A 12,968-nucleotide genomic window follows, 5' to 3' on the forward strand; every position below is an offset into this window, starting at 1 on the left:
GGCGACAGTCCCCGCAGCCGTGCAGGCCAGACCTGTTCGAGGGCTCAGCCCTCGACCTTCTGGGCGGCGGCACCGCCGGCAGGGGCGAAGCCCGCGGCCTCAGCGTCCTCGGCGGAGGCGAACCACACCTCGGCGACGGTGGCGTCGTACCAGCGCGAGCCGGGGACGTGGTACTTCATCGAGTCCTCGTTGCCCTTGACCTGGTGGTCGGCGTCGGGGGCCTCGGTGGAGCCCTCCGCAAGGCGGACGGCGCCGGCGTACTCGACGGCGGCCTGCTCGGCCGGGGCCTGGGCGGCGCTGTCCACAGCCTTCTCGGCGGCGCGCTTGGCGGTGGCCACGGCGTCGGCCACGACCTCCTTCTTGGCGACCGGCTCGAGGACGAGGGAGATGACGGCCATGGGCGCGTTGTCACCCTTGCGAGGCGCGACCTTGACGATGCGGGTGTAACCGCCCTCGCGGCCCTCGAGCTTGGGGGCGATCTCCTCGAAGAGACGGTAGACGGCGAACTTGTCCGTCACCTTGCGCAGGACCGTGCGGCGGGCGTGCAGGTCGCCGCGCTTGCCCTTGGTGATGAGCTTCTCGGCGTAGGGGCGCAGGCGGCGGGCGCGGGCCTCCGTCGTCGTGATCGACTCGTGGATGAAGAGCTGCGTGGCGAGGTTGGCCAGCATGTGGCGCTCGTGCTGGGCGGAGCCGCCCAGGCGGGGACCCTTGGTGGGGCGAGGCATTGTTGTCTCCTAGGTGAATGGCGAGCGGGGAGGCGCGGCTCAGGCCTGCTCGTCGCTGAACGTGGGGTTGGTGTAGTCGTCGTCCGCGATGTAGTCGGCCGGGGAGCCCTTGAGGGACAGACCCAGCTCGGCCAGCTTCAGCTTGATCTCGGAGATCGACTTGGCACCGAAGTTGCGGATGTCGAGCAGGTCCGCCTCGCTGCGCGCGACGAGCTCGCCGACGGTGAGGATGCCCTCGCGCTTGAGCGCGTTGGACGAGCGGGCCTGCAGGTCGAGCTCGTCGATCATGAGGGCGAGGTCCTGCTGGAGGGCCTGGTCCATCGGCGAGGGGCCGACCTCGATGCCCTCGGCCTCGACGTTGAGCTCACGGGCCAGGCCGAAGAGCTCGACGAGCGTCTTGCCGGCGGAGGCGAGCGCGTCACGAGGGGTGATCGAGGCCTTGGTCTCGACGTCCACCACGAGGCGGTCGAAGTCCGTGCGCTGCTCGACACGGGTGGCCTCGACCGCGTAGGAGACCTTCTTGACCGGCGAGTAGATGGAGTCCACGGGGATGCGGGAGATCTCCGCGTTCGGGTCCTTGTTCTGCGCCGCGGAGACGTAGCCGCGCCCGCGCTCGACCGTCAGCTCGATCTCGAGCTTGCCCTTCTCGTTGAGGGTGGCGATGACGAGGTCGGGGTTGTGGATCTCCACGCCGGCGGGCGGGGTGACGTCACCGGCGGTGACGACGCCCGGGCCGGACTTGCGCAGGTACATGACGACCGGCTCGTCGTTCTCGCTCGAGAGCACGATCTCCTTGATATTGAGGATGATCTGGGCGACATCCTCCTTGATCCCGGCGATGGTGCGGAACTCGTGGGGGACCCCGTCGATGCGCACGCTGGTCACGGCGGCGCCCGGGATGGACGACAGCAGCGTGCGGCGCAGGGAGTTACCGAGGGTGTAGCCGAAGCCGGGCTCAAGAGGCTCCAGGACGAACCGCGAGCGGCGGTCCTCCTCGATGACCTCCTCGGAGAGGGTGGGTCGCTGTGCGATGAGCACGTGGTTTCCTTTCGTGGCGGCGCCCGCTATATGACGCCGATCCTGCGGGATGTGGACGGTGGTCTCCAGGAGCCGGCCCGTCCGTGCCCGCCTACCAGGGGCGGGTGTGAGGAGCCGACGGCGTCGCGGGCCCGGGGGCACGGACGCCGTCGGCCTCAGTCGTCTCAGACGTGGCGGCGCTTGGGCGGGCGGCAGCCGTTGTGGGCCTGGGGCGTGACGTCGGAGATGGAGCCGACCTCAAGGCCGGCGGCCTGGAGGGAGCGGATCGCGGTCTCGCGGCCCGGGCCGGGGCCCTTGACGAAGACGTCGATCTTCTTCATGCCGTGCTCCTGCGCGCGACGCGCGGCGGCCTCGGCGGCGAGCTGGGCGGCGTAGGGCGTTGACTTGCGCGAGCCCTTGAAGCCGACCTGGCCGGAGGAGGCCCAGGCGATGACGGCACCGTGCGGGTCCGTGAGGGACACGATGGTGTTGTTGAAGGTGGACTTGATGTAGGCGTGGCCGTGGGTGACGTTCTTGCGGTCCTTGCGACGCGTCTTGCGCACGGCGGTGCGGCTCTTGGGAGGCATGTTTCCTTCTTCGATCTAGGTCGTCGTTCCATGGCGGGCAGCCGTGCCCGCGCTCATGGACTGCTGCTTACTTGGCCTTCTTCTTACCGGCCACGGTGCGCTTGGGGCCCTTGCGGGTGCGCGCGTTGGTCTTGGTGCGCTGGCCGTGCACCGGCAGGTGACGGCGGTGGCGCAGGCCCTGGTAGCAGCCGATCTCGATCTTGCGGCGGATGTCAGCCTGGACCTCGCGGCGCAGGTCGCCCTCCACCTGGTAGCTCGCGTCGATGTGGTTGCGCAGCAGGACGAGCTCGTCCTCGGTGAGGTCCTTGACGCGGGTGTCGGGGTTGACGCCCGTCGCCGCGAGGGTCTCGTCCGCACGGGTGCGGCCGATCCCGAAGATGTACGTAAGGGCGACCTCAACCCGCTTCTCGCGAGGCAGGTCAACACCTGAAATACGTGCCACGGTGTGGTTCTCCTGTGTGCTCCCGGAGGTCGTCGCCCACCTCCCCCGCCGCGGTCGCGGCGGCCCCGGCCTCCAGGAACCGGGGGTTGCTCACCGTCGGCGAGCTGGGGTGGGTGCTTGTGGGTGGCCGCCCCGACGGCGGCCGTCAGCGCCTGGGCTCAGCCCTGGCGCTGCTTGTGCCGCGGGTTCTCGCAGATGACCATGACGCGGCCGTGGCGACGGATCACCTTGCAGCTGTCACAGATCTTCTTGACGCTCGGCTTGACCTTCATGATGTTCCTCCGTCATCCCCGTGCGGGGAGGACTGTCACTTGTACCGGTAGACGATGCGACCGCGCGTGAGGTCGTAGGGGCTCAGCTCCACGACCACGCGGTCCTCGGGGAGGATGCGGATGTAGTGCTGCCGCATCTTGCCGGAGATGTGCGCGAGCACGACGTGCCCGTTGCTCAGCTCCACCCGGAACATCGCGTTCGGAAGGGCCTCGACGACCGATCCCTCGACCTCGATGACGCCATCCTTCTTAGCCATGTTCCTCCGTCGGTGCTTGCTCGCTCAAGTTCCTCCGACGACGTCGCCGTCGGACGACGCGCCCTGTGCCCCTGCTCCCAGCAGGTGCCGTGTGCAGGACCGTAGGGCGCACCGGCCCTTAACAATACGGCAGGGCCACGGGGGCCACTACGCGAGATCCGGCACAGTGACGGTGTTTCCGGCCACAGGCCGGACCCGGCCGGCGTGCTCAGGCCCGGCCGGCGCGTCCGGCGCTGGAGCGTCGCGTCTCCTCCTGCTCGGCGACGAGCTGCCCCCACTGCGGGCCGGCCTGGCGCCACGGCACCTCGGGCAGGAGGACGAAGCAGGTCCCGGCGGCGCGCATACGCGCACCGTGGGCGGCGCAGCGGCCCAGGAAGTCCTCCATGGCCCGGGCGTGCTCCGCCTCGCCCACGGGCAGGCCCGGGCTCCAGCCCACCTCGGCCGTGCCGAGCAGGCGGGGCAGCAGCAGCATCTCGACGTCCTCCACGCCCCGGGCGGTCTCCGCCCACAGCGTCGCCTCGACGCCCTCGACGCAGGAGCGGCCCACGCCCTCGACGAGCGACGCCGGGTCCCAGTCGCGGGCGGCACGCAGGTCCAGCACCCCGGCCCAGTCCAGCCCCAGGGGGGCCTGCTCGTCCCAGGCCATGTCGAGGTAGGCGTGCGTGCACGGCGACATGATGAAGCGGGCCCCCTGCTCGGCTGCCCGGCGCTGGCCGGCGGCCGCCTCCTCTCCGCGCACGTCCCACAGCTGCAGCTGCATCGGCGTGGCGCCGCCCAGGGGGTCCTGGTCACCGCCCTGGGCGGACCACGCCTCGTTCCAGCCCACGGGCACGCGCCCGCGCTCGCGCACGACCTCGCAGGCCCAGCTCAGCAGCTCGGCGTAGGCGGAGCCCGGCCCCATGCCGTAGCGCTCGGCCATCGCCCAGGGCTCGTCGCCGCCCAGGTGCACGCGCCTGCCCTCGGGGTCGAGGTCCATCACCTGGGTGAGGACGTGGCGGATGAAGGCGCGCGTGGCCGGGGCGTGGGGGTCGAGGTAGGAGAAGCCGACGATGATGCTGCCGTCCGCCGGGGCGGTGGGCGCCTGGGGGACGCTCTCGTGGGAGCTGCCCGGGGTGCACAGGCCGGGCAGGGCGTGCAGGGCGGCGCCCACGTGGCCGGGCACGTCGATCTCGGGGATGAGCTCGACCCCCCGCGAGCGGCAGAAGGACACGATCCTGCGGTAGTCCTCCTGCGTGTACCAGCCCGGGCGCCCTGCCCGGCCGGACCAGGCGCTCTGGGTGACAGCCGTGCGCCCCGAGACCTGCGTGAGCAGGGTGTAGTCGTGGGGGTCGTGCGCGGCCCGGCCCTCGTTGGTGATCTCCAGGCGCCAGCCCTGGTCATCGACGAGGTGCAGGTGCAGGACGTTGATCTTCAGCAGGCTGACGGTCTCGACGACGCGCAGCAGCTCGTCCACGTCCAGGAAGCTGCGGGCGACGTCGATCATGACGCCGCGGTGCGCCCAGCACGGGGCGTCCTCGACCCGGGCGCCGGGCACCAGGGCGAGCTCCTCGGCGTCGGCGGGGCCCCACGCCGCCCCGCCTGGGTCCATGACGCGTGGCGGCAGCAGCTGCAGGAGCGTGCGCACGGCGTTGAGCAGGCCGACTCGGGTCTGGGCGCGCAGCACGACGCCCGTGGGCGCGCAGTCGAGCGTGTAGCCCTCCGGCCCGAGCCCCGCCTGAGCGTCGAGCAGGAGCACGAGCGCGCCGGCGGGTCCGCTGGGCTCGTGCGCCTGTGGCAGGGGCTCGACGCCGCCGCTCCAGCCCAGGCCGGTCCGCAGCCTCAGGGCCAGCATCCCGGCGGCCTCCTCGGCGCCCTCCTGGCACAGCAACGGCGTGCTCCGACGCAGCGTGAAGCCGGCGGGGCGCAGCTCGAGGCTGCGCGGGGCGGGCACGACCCTGACGGGTGGCACGAGGGGGGCGAGGGTGGTGTCCTCCATGGGGCGAAGCGTAGTGGCGCGCTGGAGGTGGCCGGCGCCGGGGCCAGCGCTGCTCAGCGCAGCGGCTTGGGCTCGATGCCGTAGGCGCTCAGGCCCTCGACACCGCCGTCGGGCGCGGTGAGGACCCACACGCCGCCGGGGACGACGGCCACCGTGTGCTCCCACTGCGCCGCCCTGGAGCCGTCCTCGGTGACAACCGTCCAGCCGTCGTCGAGCTCGCGCACCCTCGGCGAGCCGGCGGTGAGCATGGGCTCGATGGCCAGGACCATGCCCGCTCGCAGCCTGGGCCCCTTGCGCCTGACGGAGTAGTTGAGCACGTCGGGCGCCATGTGCATGGCCGTGCCGATGCCGTGGCCGACGTACTCCTCGAGGATGCCCAGGCGGTGTCCGTGCTCCTGGGCGGTGGCCTCCACGACCTCCTCGACGGCGTCACCGATGGCGTTGAGGCGGGTGCCGCGGCCGGTCGTGACGCCGGCTGCCGCGCGGGCGACGGCGGCGATCGCCGCCCACAGGGCGTTGCGGGTGGTGGTGTCCAGCACGCGGTCGCTGTCGGTGGCGTAGCGCCCGCCGACGACGGTGGTGAAGGCTGCGTCGCCGTGCCACTGGGTGCCGTCCTCGTCCAGGACGTAGGCGCCGCAGTCGAAGGTGATGAGGTCGCCCTCAGCGAGGACCCGCTCACCCGGGATCGCGTGGACCACCTCGTCGTTGACGCAGGTGCACACGGTGGCCGGGTAGCCGTAGTAGCCGAGGAAGTTCGAGTGAGCCCCGGCGCGGGAGATGACCTCGGCGCACACGGCGTCAAGCTCTGCGGTGGTGACGCCGGGTCGCACGGCCTCACGCAGGGCGGCGTGGACGTCGGCGACGACGAGCCCGGCGCGGCGCATGTGGCGCACCTGGTCCGGGGTCTTGATCTGGATCTGCTCGCGTCCGATCACGGTGGGGTCCTTCCAGCGGGTACGGCTGTCGCTGCCGGGCGTGAGGCGGACGGCGGGCCACCCGCAGGTGGGGGTGGCCCGCCGAGGTGGTGCCTCAGGCGCTCACGCCGGCCTTGGCGAGAGCGGTCATGATGCGGTCGGTGACCTCGTCGAGAGCGCCGATGCCGTCCACGCTCACGAGCAGCCCCTTGTCCGCGTAGATCGCGGCCAGCGGCTGGGTCTGCTCGGCGTAGACCTCGAGGCGGCGGCGGATGACCTCCTCGGTGTCGTCGGCACGGTTCTGCTCGGTGGCGCGCTTGAGCAGCCGGGCGACGACCACCTCGGAGTCGGCCGTGATCTCGAGGACGACGTCGAGGGCGAGGCCGTCGCTGGCGAGCATGTCCTCGAGCTCGTGGACCTGGGCCTCGGTGCGCGGGTAGCCGTCCAGGAGGAAGCCCTGGGCGGCGTCGTCCTGGCCGATGCGGTCCTTGACCATGGCGTTGGTGACTGAGTCGGGGACGTACTCGCCCTTGTCCATGTAGGACTTGGCGAGGGTGCCGAGCTCGGTGGCGCCGGCGACGTTGGCGCGGAAGATGTCACCGGTGGAGATGGCGGGAATGCCCAGGCGCTCGGCGATGCGGGCAGCCTGGGTGCCCTTGCCGGCCCCGGGGGGGCCGAGGAGGACCATACGTGCGCTCATGAGAGGAACCCTTCGTAGTGGCGCTGCTGGAGCTGGGAGTTGATCTCCTTGACCGTCTGGAGGCCGACCCCCACCATGATGAGGATCGTCGTGCCGCCGAACGGCAGGTTGTGGGACAGGCCGAGCCAGATGACCGCAGCGGTCGGAAGCAGGGCCAGGGCGAGCAGGTACACGGAGCCTGCGGTGGTCACCCGGTTGATGACGTGGGTGAGGTAGCGAACGGTGGGCTCCCCCGCCCGGATGCCGGGGATGAAGCCGCCGTACTTCCTCATGTTGTCGGCGATCTCCTCGGGGTTGAAGGTGATGGCCGTGTAGAAGAAGGCGAAGAAGAGGATGAGCAGGCCGTAGCCGACGAGGTAGACGGTGTCCGTCTGGGAGAAGTTGTCCATGACCCAGCGCACCCACCGCGACTGCTGGTTGCCGAACTGGGCGACGAGCTGGGGCATGGCCAGGATGGAGGAGGCGAAGATGACGGGGATGACGCCTGCGGTGTTGATCTTGATCGGGATGTAGGTGGTGGACCCGCCGTACTGGCGGCGCCCGACCATGCGCTTGGCGTACTGCACGGGGATGCGGCGCGAGGCCTGCTCGATGAAGACGACGGCGAGGGTGGCCAGGAGGATGACGGCCAGCACCGTGAGGAACTTGGCGACGCCGTTGTTCGTGCCGATGATCGACAAGAGGTTCTGCGGCATGCGGGCCACGATGGAGGTGAAGATGAGCAGGGACATGCCGTTGCCGATGCCGCGCTCGGTGATGAGCTCACCCAGCCACATGATCAGGCCCGTGCCCGCCGTCATCGTGAGAATCATGAGGGCGAGGTCGAGGGGCGAGTGGTTGGGGATCACCGAGACCGTGCACGTGGGGAACAGGGTGTTTGAGGCCGCCGTGGCCACGATTGTGGAGGACTGCAGGACTCCCAGGCCGATGGTGAGGTAGCGCGTGTACTGCGTGAGGGTGGCGTTGCCGGCCTGCCCCTCCTTGTGCAGCTCCTCGAAGCGCGGGATGACCACGCGCAGGAGCTGGATGATGATGGAGGCCGTGATGTAGGGCATGATGCCCAGCGCGAAGACACTCAGCTGGAGCAGCGCCCCTCCGGAGAAGACGTTGATAAGGCCCAGCAGGCCCGCATCCTGGCTCTGGCCGACGCACACCTGGACGTTGCCGATGTCCACACCTGGGGTCGGCAGCACGGAGCCGAGCCGGAACAGGGCCATGATGCCCAGGGTGAAGAGGAGCTTTCCCCTGAGGTCGGGCGTGCGGAACGCCTGCATGAACGCACTGAGCACTCGTACTCCTGTTGTCGCTGCTGGGCACGGGCCTGTCGCAGGGCCCGTGGCACGGCACACACGGGGCCGCGGTGAGGTCCGGTGCCTGGTTGGGCACCGTGCGTACCCTACCGCGCGCGGCCACGGCCCTGAACCTGGCGAGGGCGCCACGGCGGTGGGGATCGGTCACGTGGGGTGCCTGACGGCCGTAGGCCCTTGCCACCAGGCGGGCTGGTGGCAAGGGCCTACGGGGGATACGCGCTGGCGGTGTCTCAGCGGGTGCTGAGGGTGCCGCCGGCAGCCTCGATCTTCTCCTTGGCGGAGGCGGACCAGGCGTCCACGGTGAGCTCGAGCCTGACCGTGACGTCGCCGGTGCCCAGGACCTTGACGAGCTGGCCGCCGCGGACGGCGCCCTTGGCGACGAGGTCCTCGACCGTGACGGTGCCACCCTGCGGGAACAGCTCGGCGATGCGGCCGACGTTCACGGGCTGGAACTCCACACGGTTGGGGTTGCGGAAGCCACGGAGCTTGGGCAGGCGCATGTGCAGCGGCATCTGGCCGCCCTCGAAGCCGGCCTTGACCTGGTAGCGGGCCTTGGTGCCCTTGGTGCCGCGGCCGGCGGTCTTGCCCTTGGAGCCCTCACCGCGGCCGACGCGGGTCTTGGCCTTCTTCGAGCCAGGAGCCGGACGCAGGTGGTGCAGCTTGACGACCTGCACCTTCTCCTCGCTGTTCTTGGTGTCAGCCATCTTCTCAGGCCTCCTCAACGGTGACGAGGTGCGCCACCGTGGCGATCATGCCGCGCACAGTGGGGCTGTCCTCACGCACGACGGACTGGCGGATCTTGCGCAGGCCGAGGGAGCGCAGGGTCTCGCGCTGGCGGTGGGTGCCACCGATGCCGGAGCGGACCTGGGTCACCTTGAGCTGCTTGGTGGTGGTCTCAGCCATCACGCCTCAACTCCTTCAGCGGCCTTCTCGGCCTCCTTCTTCTCAGCCTCGGCGCGCCTGTCGGCCTCGCCCTCGGCGCGGGCGCGCAGCATGGACTGCGGCGCCACGGCCTCCAGGGGCAGGCCTCGGCGGGCGGCAACGCCCTCCGGCTGCTCGAGCTTCTTGAGCGCGTCCACCGTCGCGTGGACGATGTTGATCGCGTTCGAGGAGCCGAGGGACTTCGACAGGATGTCGTGGATGCCGGCGCAGTCCAGCACGGCGCGCACGGGGCCTCCAGCGATAACACCGGTACCGGGGGAGGCGGGGCGCAGGAGGACGACTCCGGCGGAGTCGTCGCCCTGGACCAGGTGCGGGATGGTGCGGCGGATCATCGGGACGTGGAAGAAGTTCTTCTTCGCGACCTCGACGGCCTTGGCGATGGCGGCGGGAACTTCCTTCGCCTTGCCGTAGCCGACGCCGACCGTGCCCTCGCCGTCACCGACGACGACGAGCGCCGTGAAGGTGAAGCGGCGGCCGCCCTTGACGACCTTGGACACGCGGTTGATGGTGACGACGCGCTCGATGTACCTGTCGTCATTGCCGCGGCCGTTGTTGCGGTCGCGGCGGTCGTTGTTGCGGTCACGACGCCCGCGGCCCTCGCCGCGGTTCTCGCCGTTGCGGGCCGAGCCGTCGGACGACGCGGACCTGTCTCGCTGCGGTGCAGCCATCAGATTCTCCTTAGCTTTCGTCCGGGTCAGAGCTTCAGGCCGCCCTCGCGGGCGCCCTCCGCAACGGCCGCGACACGGCCGTGGTACTTGTTGCCGCCGCGGTCGAAGACGACCGCCTCGATGCCCAGGGCCTTGGCGCGCTCGGCGACGAGCTCGCCGACCTTGCGGGCGGCGCCGACCTTGTGACCCTCGACGCCCTTGACGGCCTCCTCGAGGGTGCTGGCCGAGCACAGGGTGTGGCCGATGGTGTCGTCGATGACCTGCGCCACCATGTGGCGGTTGGAGCGGGTGACGACGAGGCGGGGGCGCTCGGGGGTGCCGTTGACGCGCTTGCGCACACGCTGGTGGCGGATCTTGCGGGCGATGGTCTTGGACTTGCCCCTCTTGATCGCGTAAGCCATGGTCACTTACCAGCCTTTCCGACCTTGCGGCGCACGTTCTCGCCGGCGTAGCGCACGCCCTTGCCCTTGTAGGGCTCCGGCGGACGGATCTTGCGGATGTTCGCGGCGACCTCGCCAACCTGCTCCTTCGAGATGCCAAAGACGGCGATCTTGAGGTTGCCGTTGACGGTGAGCGTGATGCCCTCGGGGGCCTCGACGACGACCGTGTGCGAGAAGCCGAGAGACAGCTCGATGCCGGTGCCCTTCTGGGCGGCGCGGTAACCGGTGCCGACGATCTCGAGGTTCTTGGTGTAGCCCTCGGTGACGCCGACGACCATGTTGGCGATGAGCGTGCGCGACAGCCCGTGCAGGGAGCGCGACTGGCGCTCGTCGTCGGGACGGGTGACGAGGATGGAGCCATCCTCCTGGCGGCTGACGCTCAGGGGCGCGGCGATGGTGCGCGTCAGGGTGCCCTTGGGGCCCGTGACGGTCACGTCGTTGCCGTCGATGATGACGTCCACTCCGGCGGGAACCGGAACGGGGAGACGTCCAATACGAGACATTGCTATTCCTCCGTTCCTGTGCTCACCAGACGTAGGCGAGGACTTCGCCGCCCACGCCCTTGGACTCTGCCTGCCGGTCGGTCAGAAGACCGGAGGAGGTGGACAGGATCGCCACCCCGAGGCCACCAAGGACCTTCGGCAGGTTGTTGGACTTGGCGTAGACGCGCAGGCCGGGCTTGGAGACGCGTTTGAGGCCCTGGATGGCCCTCTGGCGGTTGGCTCCGTACTTGAGGCTCAGCGTGAGCGTCTTGCCGACCTCGGCGTCGGTCACCTCGTACCCGGCGATGTAGCCCTCGGACTTGAGCATCGAAGCGATGTTGACCTTGAGCTTGCTCGACGGCATGGACACGGCGTCGTGGTAGGCGTTGTTGGCGTTGCGCAGACGGGTCAGCATGTCTGCGATCGGGTCTGTCATAGTCATGAGTGGGCCTCAGCCCTTCCTCGTCGTGGTTTCCTCGCGGACCTGCGACGTAAGTTCTTACCAGCTGGACTTGCTCACGCCCGGGAGCTGGCCGGTCAGGGCCATCTCACGCAGGCAGATACGGCACAGGCCGAACTTGCGGTACACGGAGTGCGGGCGGCCGCAGCGCTGGCAGCGCGTGTAGGCGCGGACGCCGAACTTCGGCTTGCGGTTCGCCTTCTCGATGAGAGCGGTCTTGGCCATGTCACTTCTCCTTGAAGGGGAAGCCGAGCTGCTTGAGCAGCGAGCGGGCCTCCTCGTCGGTCTTGGCGGTGGTCACCACGGTGATGTCCATGCCGCGCACGCGGTCGATGGAGTCGGCGTCGATCTCGTGGAACACGGACTGCTCGGTCAGACCGAAGGTGTAGTTGCCGTTGCCGTCGAACTGCTTGGGGCTCAGGCCGCGGAAGTCGCGGATGCGCGGCAGCGAGATCGAGATGAGGCGGTCGAGGAACTCCCACATGCGGTCGCCGCGCAGCGTCACGTGCGCGCCGATGGGCATGCCCTCACGCAGCTTGAACTGCGCGATGGACTTGCGGGCCTTGGTGACCTGCGGCTTCTGGCCGGTGATGGCGGCCAGGTCGCGCACGGCGCCCTCGATCATCTTGGAGTCGTGGGCCGCCTCGCCGACGCCCATGTTGACGACGACCTTGACGACGCGGGCGACCTCCATCACGTTGCCGTGCTGGAACTCGGTGCGCAGGGCGGGCTGCACCTGCTCGGTGTACTTCACCTTGAGGCGGGGGGTGGTGTTCTCAGACATGGTCACAGGTCCTCCCCGGACTTCTTCGCGTAGCGCACGCGAACGGTCCGCGCGGCGCCGTTGGGGCGGGTGCCCTCCTCGACGCGGAAGCCCACGCGGGTGCGCTTACCCTTGGCCTTGGCGTCGTAGATCATGACGTTGGACACGTGGATCGGGGCCTCGACGGTCTCGATGCCACCGGTGCGGGCGCCCTGAGCGGACTGGCCCACCTTGGTGTGCTTGGTGACGCGCTGGACGCCCTCGACGATGACGCGGTCCTGGGTGGGGCGGACCTCGAGGACGCGCCCGACCTTGCCCTTGTCCTTGCCGGCGATGACGATGACCTGGTCGCCCTTCTTGATGCGTGCCATGTTCAGATCACCTCCGGGGCGAGAGAGACGATGCGCATGAACTTCTTCTCGCGAAGCTCACGGCCCACGGGGCCGAAGATGCGCGTGCCGCGGGGCTCACCGTCGGCGTTCTTGAGGATGACGGCGGCGTTCTCGTCGAAGCGGATGTACGAGCCGTCCGGGCGGCGGCGCTCCTTGCGGGTGCGCACGACGACCGCCTTGACGACGTCGCCCTTCTTGACGTTGCCGCCGGGGATGGCGTCCTTGACGGTAGCGACGATCGTGTCGCCGATACCCGCATAGCGACGACCGGAGCCGCCGAGAACACGGATGCAAAGGATCTCCTTGGCACCGGTGTTGTCGGCGACCTTGAGTCGCGACTCCTGCTGGATCATTGAGTGTTCTCCTGTCGTCGAGCCGGTTCTCGCCGTCCCGGTGTGGGGCACGAGCCTGGCCGAACGTTCTTTCGGTCTTGCGTGCTCCTCCCCCGCCCGGGGGCGAGGGGGCCTTGGTACGCGGGTCCCACCAGACACAGGCGCAGGGAGCACGAGGTCTCTGGCGGGCGCACCTTCGGCGCACGCAACTCCCACAGCCTAGTCGAGGCCGTCAGGGCGCGGAACCTGGGGCGGTGGCCACCGCCTGTGCCCTTGCTCACCGGGCAGCC

Annotated in this window: 20 protein-coding genes; all 20 read right to left on the bottom strand. The window is 69.8% G+C overall.

The window, feature by feature from the left end; all coding sequences use genetic code 11:
- Positions 1-44: 44 nt before the first annotated feature.
- On the bottom strand, positions 45-725 hold the full coding sequence (gene rplQ / locus ACSJJR_RS08555; RefSeq protein WP_435942299.1) for a 50S ribosomal protein L17, sunset domain variant: 681 nt from the start codon (positions 723-725) through the stop codon (positions 45-47).
- Positions 726-764: 39 nt separating this feature from the next.
- A complete protein-coding gene (locus tag ACSJJR_RS08560) occupies positions 765-1,763 on the bottom strand; it encodes a DNA-directed RNA polymerase subunit alpha (protein ID WP_435942298.1) in 999 nt (332 codons plus the stop codon).
- A 164-nt stretch (positions 1,764-1,927) separates the two neighbouring features.
- Positions 1,928-2,329 carry a 30S ribosomal protein S11 gene (gene rpsK / locus ACSJJR_RS08565; RefSeq protein ID WP_166856038.1) on the bottom strand — a complete coding sequence of 134 codons (402 nt, stop codon included), beginning with the start codon at positions 2,327-2,329 and terminating at the stop codon, positions 1,928-1,930.
- 67 nt (positions 2,330-2,396) lie between these two features.
- Positions 2,397-2,771: a 30S ribosomal protein S13 gene (rpsM, locus tag ACSJJR_RS08570; protein ID WP_435942297.1), complete on the bottom strand. Its 375-nt coding sequence runs from the start codon at positions 2,769-2,771 to the stop codon at positions 2,397-2,399.
- Positions 2,772-2,929: 158 nt separating this feature from the next.
- Complete coding sequence (gene rpmJ, locus ACSJJR_RS08575) at positions 2,930-3,043, bottom strand: 50S ribosomal protein L36 (protein WP_003781903.1); 114 nt, start codon at positions 3,041-3,043, stop codon at positions 2,930-2,932.
- A gap of 35 nt (positions 3,044-3,078) precedes the next feature.
- On the bottom strand, positions 3,079-3,300 hold the full coding sequence (gene infA / locus ACSJJR_RS08580; RefSeq protein WP_111835832.1) for a translation initiation factor IF-1: 222 nt from the start codon (positions 3,298-3,300) through the stop codon (positions 3,079-3,081).
- A 208-nt stretch (positions 3,301-3,508) separates the two neighbouring features.
- Positions 3,509-5,275 (bottom strand): family 20 glycosylhydrolase, encoded by a 1,767-nt coding sequence (locus tag ACSJJR_RS08585; RefSeq protein WP_435942296.1) that lies wholly within the window; start codon positions 5,273-5,275, stop codon positions 3,509-3,511.
- 53 nt (positions 5,276-5,328) lie between these two features.
- Complete coding sequence (map, locus tag ACSJJR_RS08590; RefSeq protein WP_435942295.1) at positions 5,329-6,210, bottom strand: type I methionyl aminopeptidase; 882 nt, start codon at positions 6,208-6,210, stop codon at positions 5,329-5,331.
- A gap of 94 nt (positions 6,211-6,304) precedes the next feature.
- On the bottom strand, positions 6,305-6,889 hold the full coding sequence (locus tag ACSJJR_RS08595) for an adenylate kinase (RefSeq protein WP_435942294.1): 585 nt from the start codon (positions 6,887-6,889) through the stop codon (positions 6,305-6,307).
- The gene (secY, locus tag ACSJJR_RS08600; RefSeq protein ID WP_435942293.1) at positions 6,886-8,178 is read right to left on the bottom strand and encodes a preprotein translocase subunit SecY; all 1,293 of its coding nucleotides are present in this window, start codon (positions 8,176-8,178) and stop codon (positions 6,886-6,888) included. The genes ACSJJR_RS08595 and secY overlap by 4 nt, the downstream gene beginning before the upstream one ends.
- A gap of 251 nt (positions 8,179-8,429) precedes the next feature.
- Complete coding sequence (rplO, locus tag ACSJJR_RS08605; protein ID WP_435942292.1) at positions 8,430-8,903, bottom strand: 50S ribosomal protein L15; 474 nt, start codon at positions 8,901-8,903, stop codon at positions 8,430-8,432.
- A 4-nt stretch (positions 8,904-8,907) separates the two neighbouring features.
- The gene (gene rpmD, locus ACSJJR_RS08610; RefSeq protein WP_435942291.1) at positions 8,908-9,102 is read right to left on the bottom strand and encodes a 50S ribosomal protein L30; all 195 of its coding nucleotides are present in this window, start codon (positions 9,100-9,102) and stop codon (positions 8,908-8,910) included.
- Positions 9,102-9,809 carry a 30S ribosomal protein S5 gene (gene rpsE / locus ACSJJR_RS08615; protein ID WP_435942290.1) on the bottom strand — a complete coding sequence of 236 codons (708 nt, stop codon included), beginning with the start codon at positions 9,807-9,809 and terminating at the stop codon, positions 9,102-9,104. The genes rpmD and rpsE overlap by 1 nt, the downstream gene beginning before the upstream one ends.
- Positions 9,810-9,835: 26 nt before the next feature.
- Positions 9,836-10,210: a 50S ribosomal protein L18 gene (gene rplR, locus ACSJJR_RS08620; RefSeq protein ID WP_435942289.1), complete on the bottom strand. Its 375-nt coding sequence runs from the start codon at positions 10,208-10,210 to the stop codon at positions 9,836-9,838.
- A 2-nt stretch (positions 10,211-10,212) separates the two neighbouring features.
- Positions 10,213-10,752, bottom strand: a complete 540-nt coding sequence (rplF, locus tag ACSJJR_RS08625) for a 50S ribosomal protein L6 (RefSeq protein WP_435942288.1) — start codon at positions 10,750-10,752, stop codon at positions 10,213-10,215.
- A 22-nt stretch (positions 10,753-10,774) separates the two neighbouring features.
- Entirely contained in the window at positions 10,775-11,173 is a 399-nt protein-coding gene (rpsH, locus tag ACSJJR_RS08630; protein ID WP_435942287.1) for a 30S ribosomal protein S8, read from the bottom strand.
- A 57-nt stretch (positions 11,174-11,230) separates the two neighbouring features.
- On the bottom strand, positions 11,231-11,416 hold the full coding sequence (locus ACSJJR_RS08635) for a type Z 30S ribosomal protein S14 (RefSeq protein WP_166856061.1): 186 nt from the start codon (positions 11,414-11,416) through the stop codon (positions 11,231-11,233).
- Position 11,417: 1 nt separating this feature from the next.
- Positions 11,418-11,975: a 50S ribosomal protein L5 gene (rplE, locus tag ACSJJR_RS08640; protein WP_435942286.1), complete on the bottom strand. Its 558-nt coding sequence runs from the start codon at positions 11,973-11,975 to the stop codon at positions 11,418-11,420.
- A 2-nt stretch (positions 11,976-11,977) separates the two neighbouring features.
- On the bottom strand, positions 11,978-12,325 hold the full coding sequence (gene rplX / locus ACSJJR_RS08645) for a 50S ribosomal protein L24 (protein ID WP_435942285.1): 348 nt from the start codon (positions 12,323-12,325) through the stop codon (positions 11,978-11,980).
- A gap of 2 nt (positions 12,326-12,327) precedes the next feature.
- Positions 12,328-12,699 carry a 50S ribosomal protein L14 gene (gene rplN, locus ACSJJR_RS08650; protein ID WP_249367396.1) on the bottom strand — a complete coding sequence of 124 codons (372 nt, stop codon included), beginning with the start codon at positions 12,697-12,699 and terminating at the stop codon, positions 12,328-12,330.
- Positions 12,700-12,968: the final 269 nt, after the last annotated feature.

Source organism: Actinomyces sp. W5033, from assembly GCF_051303165.1.

Excerpts from the sequence above, each read along its gene's own strand:
- rplQ (WP_435942299.1), bottom strand. The coding sequence starts at position 725 with ATGCCTCGCCCCACCAAGGGTCCCCGCCTGGGCGGCTCCGCCCAGCAC.
- rpsK (WP_166856038.1), bottom strand. The coding sequence starts at position 2,329 with ATGCCTCCCAAGAGCCGCACCGCCGTGCGCAAGACGCGTCGCAAGGAC.
- rpmJ (WP_003781903.1), bottom strand. The coding sequence starts at position 3,043 with ATGAAGGTCAAGCCGAGCGTCAAGAAGATCTGTGACAGCTGCAAGGTG.
- infA (WP_111835832.1), bottom strand. The coding sequence starts at position 3,300 with ATGGCTAAGAAGGATGGCGTCATCGAGGTCGAGGGATCGGTCGTCGAG.
- ACSJJR_RS08585 (WP_435942296.1), bottom strand. The coding sequence starts at position 5,275 with ATGGAGGACACCACCCTCGCCCCCCTCGTGCCACCCGTCAGGGTCGTG.
- ACSJJR_RS08595 (WP_435942294.1), bottom strand. The coding sequence starts at position 6,889 with ATGAGCGCACGTATGGTCCTCCTCGGCCCCCCCGGGGCCGGCAAGGGC.
- rplO (WP_435942292.1), bottom strand. The coding sequence starts at position 8,903 with ATGGCTGACACCAAGAACAGCGAGGAGAAGGTGCAGGTCGTCAAGCTG.
- rpmD (WP_435942291.1), bottom strand. The coding sequence starts at position 9,102 with ATGGCTGAGACCACCACCAAGCAGCTCAAGGTGACCCAGGTCCGCTCC.
- rpsE (WP_435942290.1), bottom strand. The coding sequence starts at position 9,809 with ATGGCTGCACCGCAGCGAGACAGGTCCGCGTCGTCCGACGGCTCGGCC.
- rplR (WP_435942289.1), bottom strand. The coding sequence starts at position 10,210 with ATGGCTTACGCGATCAAGAGGGGCAAGTCCAAGACCATCGCCCGCAAG.
- rplF (WP_435942288.1), bottom strand. The coding sequence starts at position 10,752 with ATGTCTCGTATTGGACGTCTCCCCGTTCCGGTTCCCGCCGGAGTGGAC.
- rpsH (WP_435942287.1), bottom strand. The coding sequence starts at position 11,173 with ATGACTATGACAGACCCGATCGCAGACATGCTGACCCGTCTGCGCAAC.
- ACSJJR_RS08635 (WP_166856061.1), bottom strand. The coding sequence starts at position 11,416 with ATGGCCAAGACCGCTCTCATCGAGAAGGCGAACCGCAAGCCGAAGTTC.
- rplE (WP_435942286.1), bottom strand. The coding sequence starts at position 11,975 with ATGTCTGAGAACACCACCCCCCGCCTCAAGGTGAAGTACACCGAGCAG.
- rplX (WP_435942285.1), bottom strand. The coding sequence starts at position 12,325 with ATGGCACGCATCAAGAAGGGCGACCAGGTCATCGTCATCGCCGGCAAG.
- rplN (WP_249367396.1), bottom strand. The coding sequence starts at position 12,699 with ATGATCCAGCAGGAGTCGCGACTCAAGGTCGCCGACAACACCGGTGCC.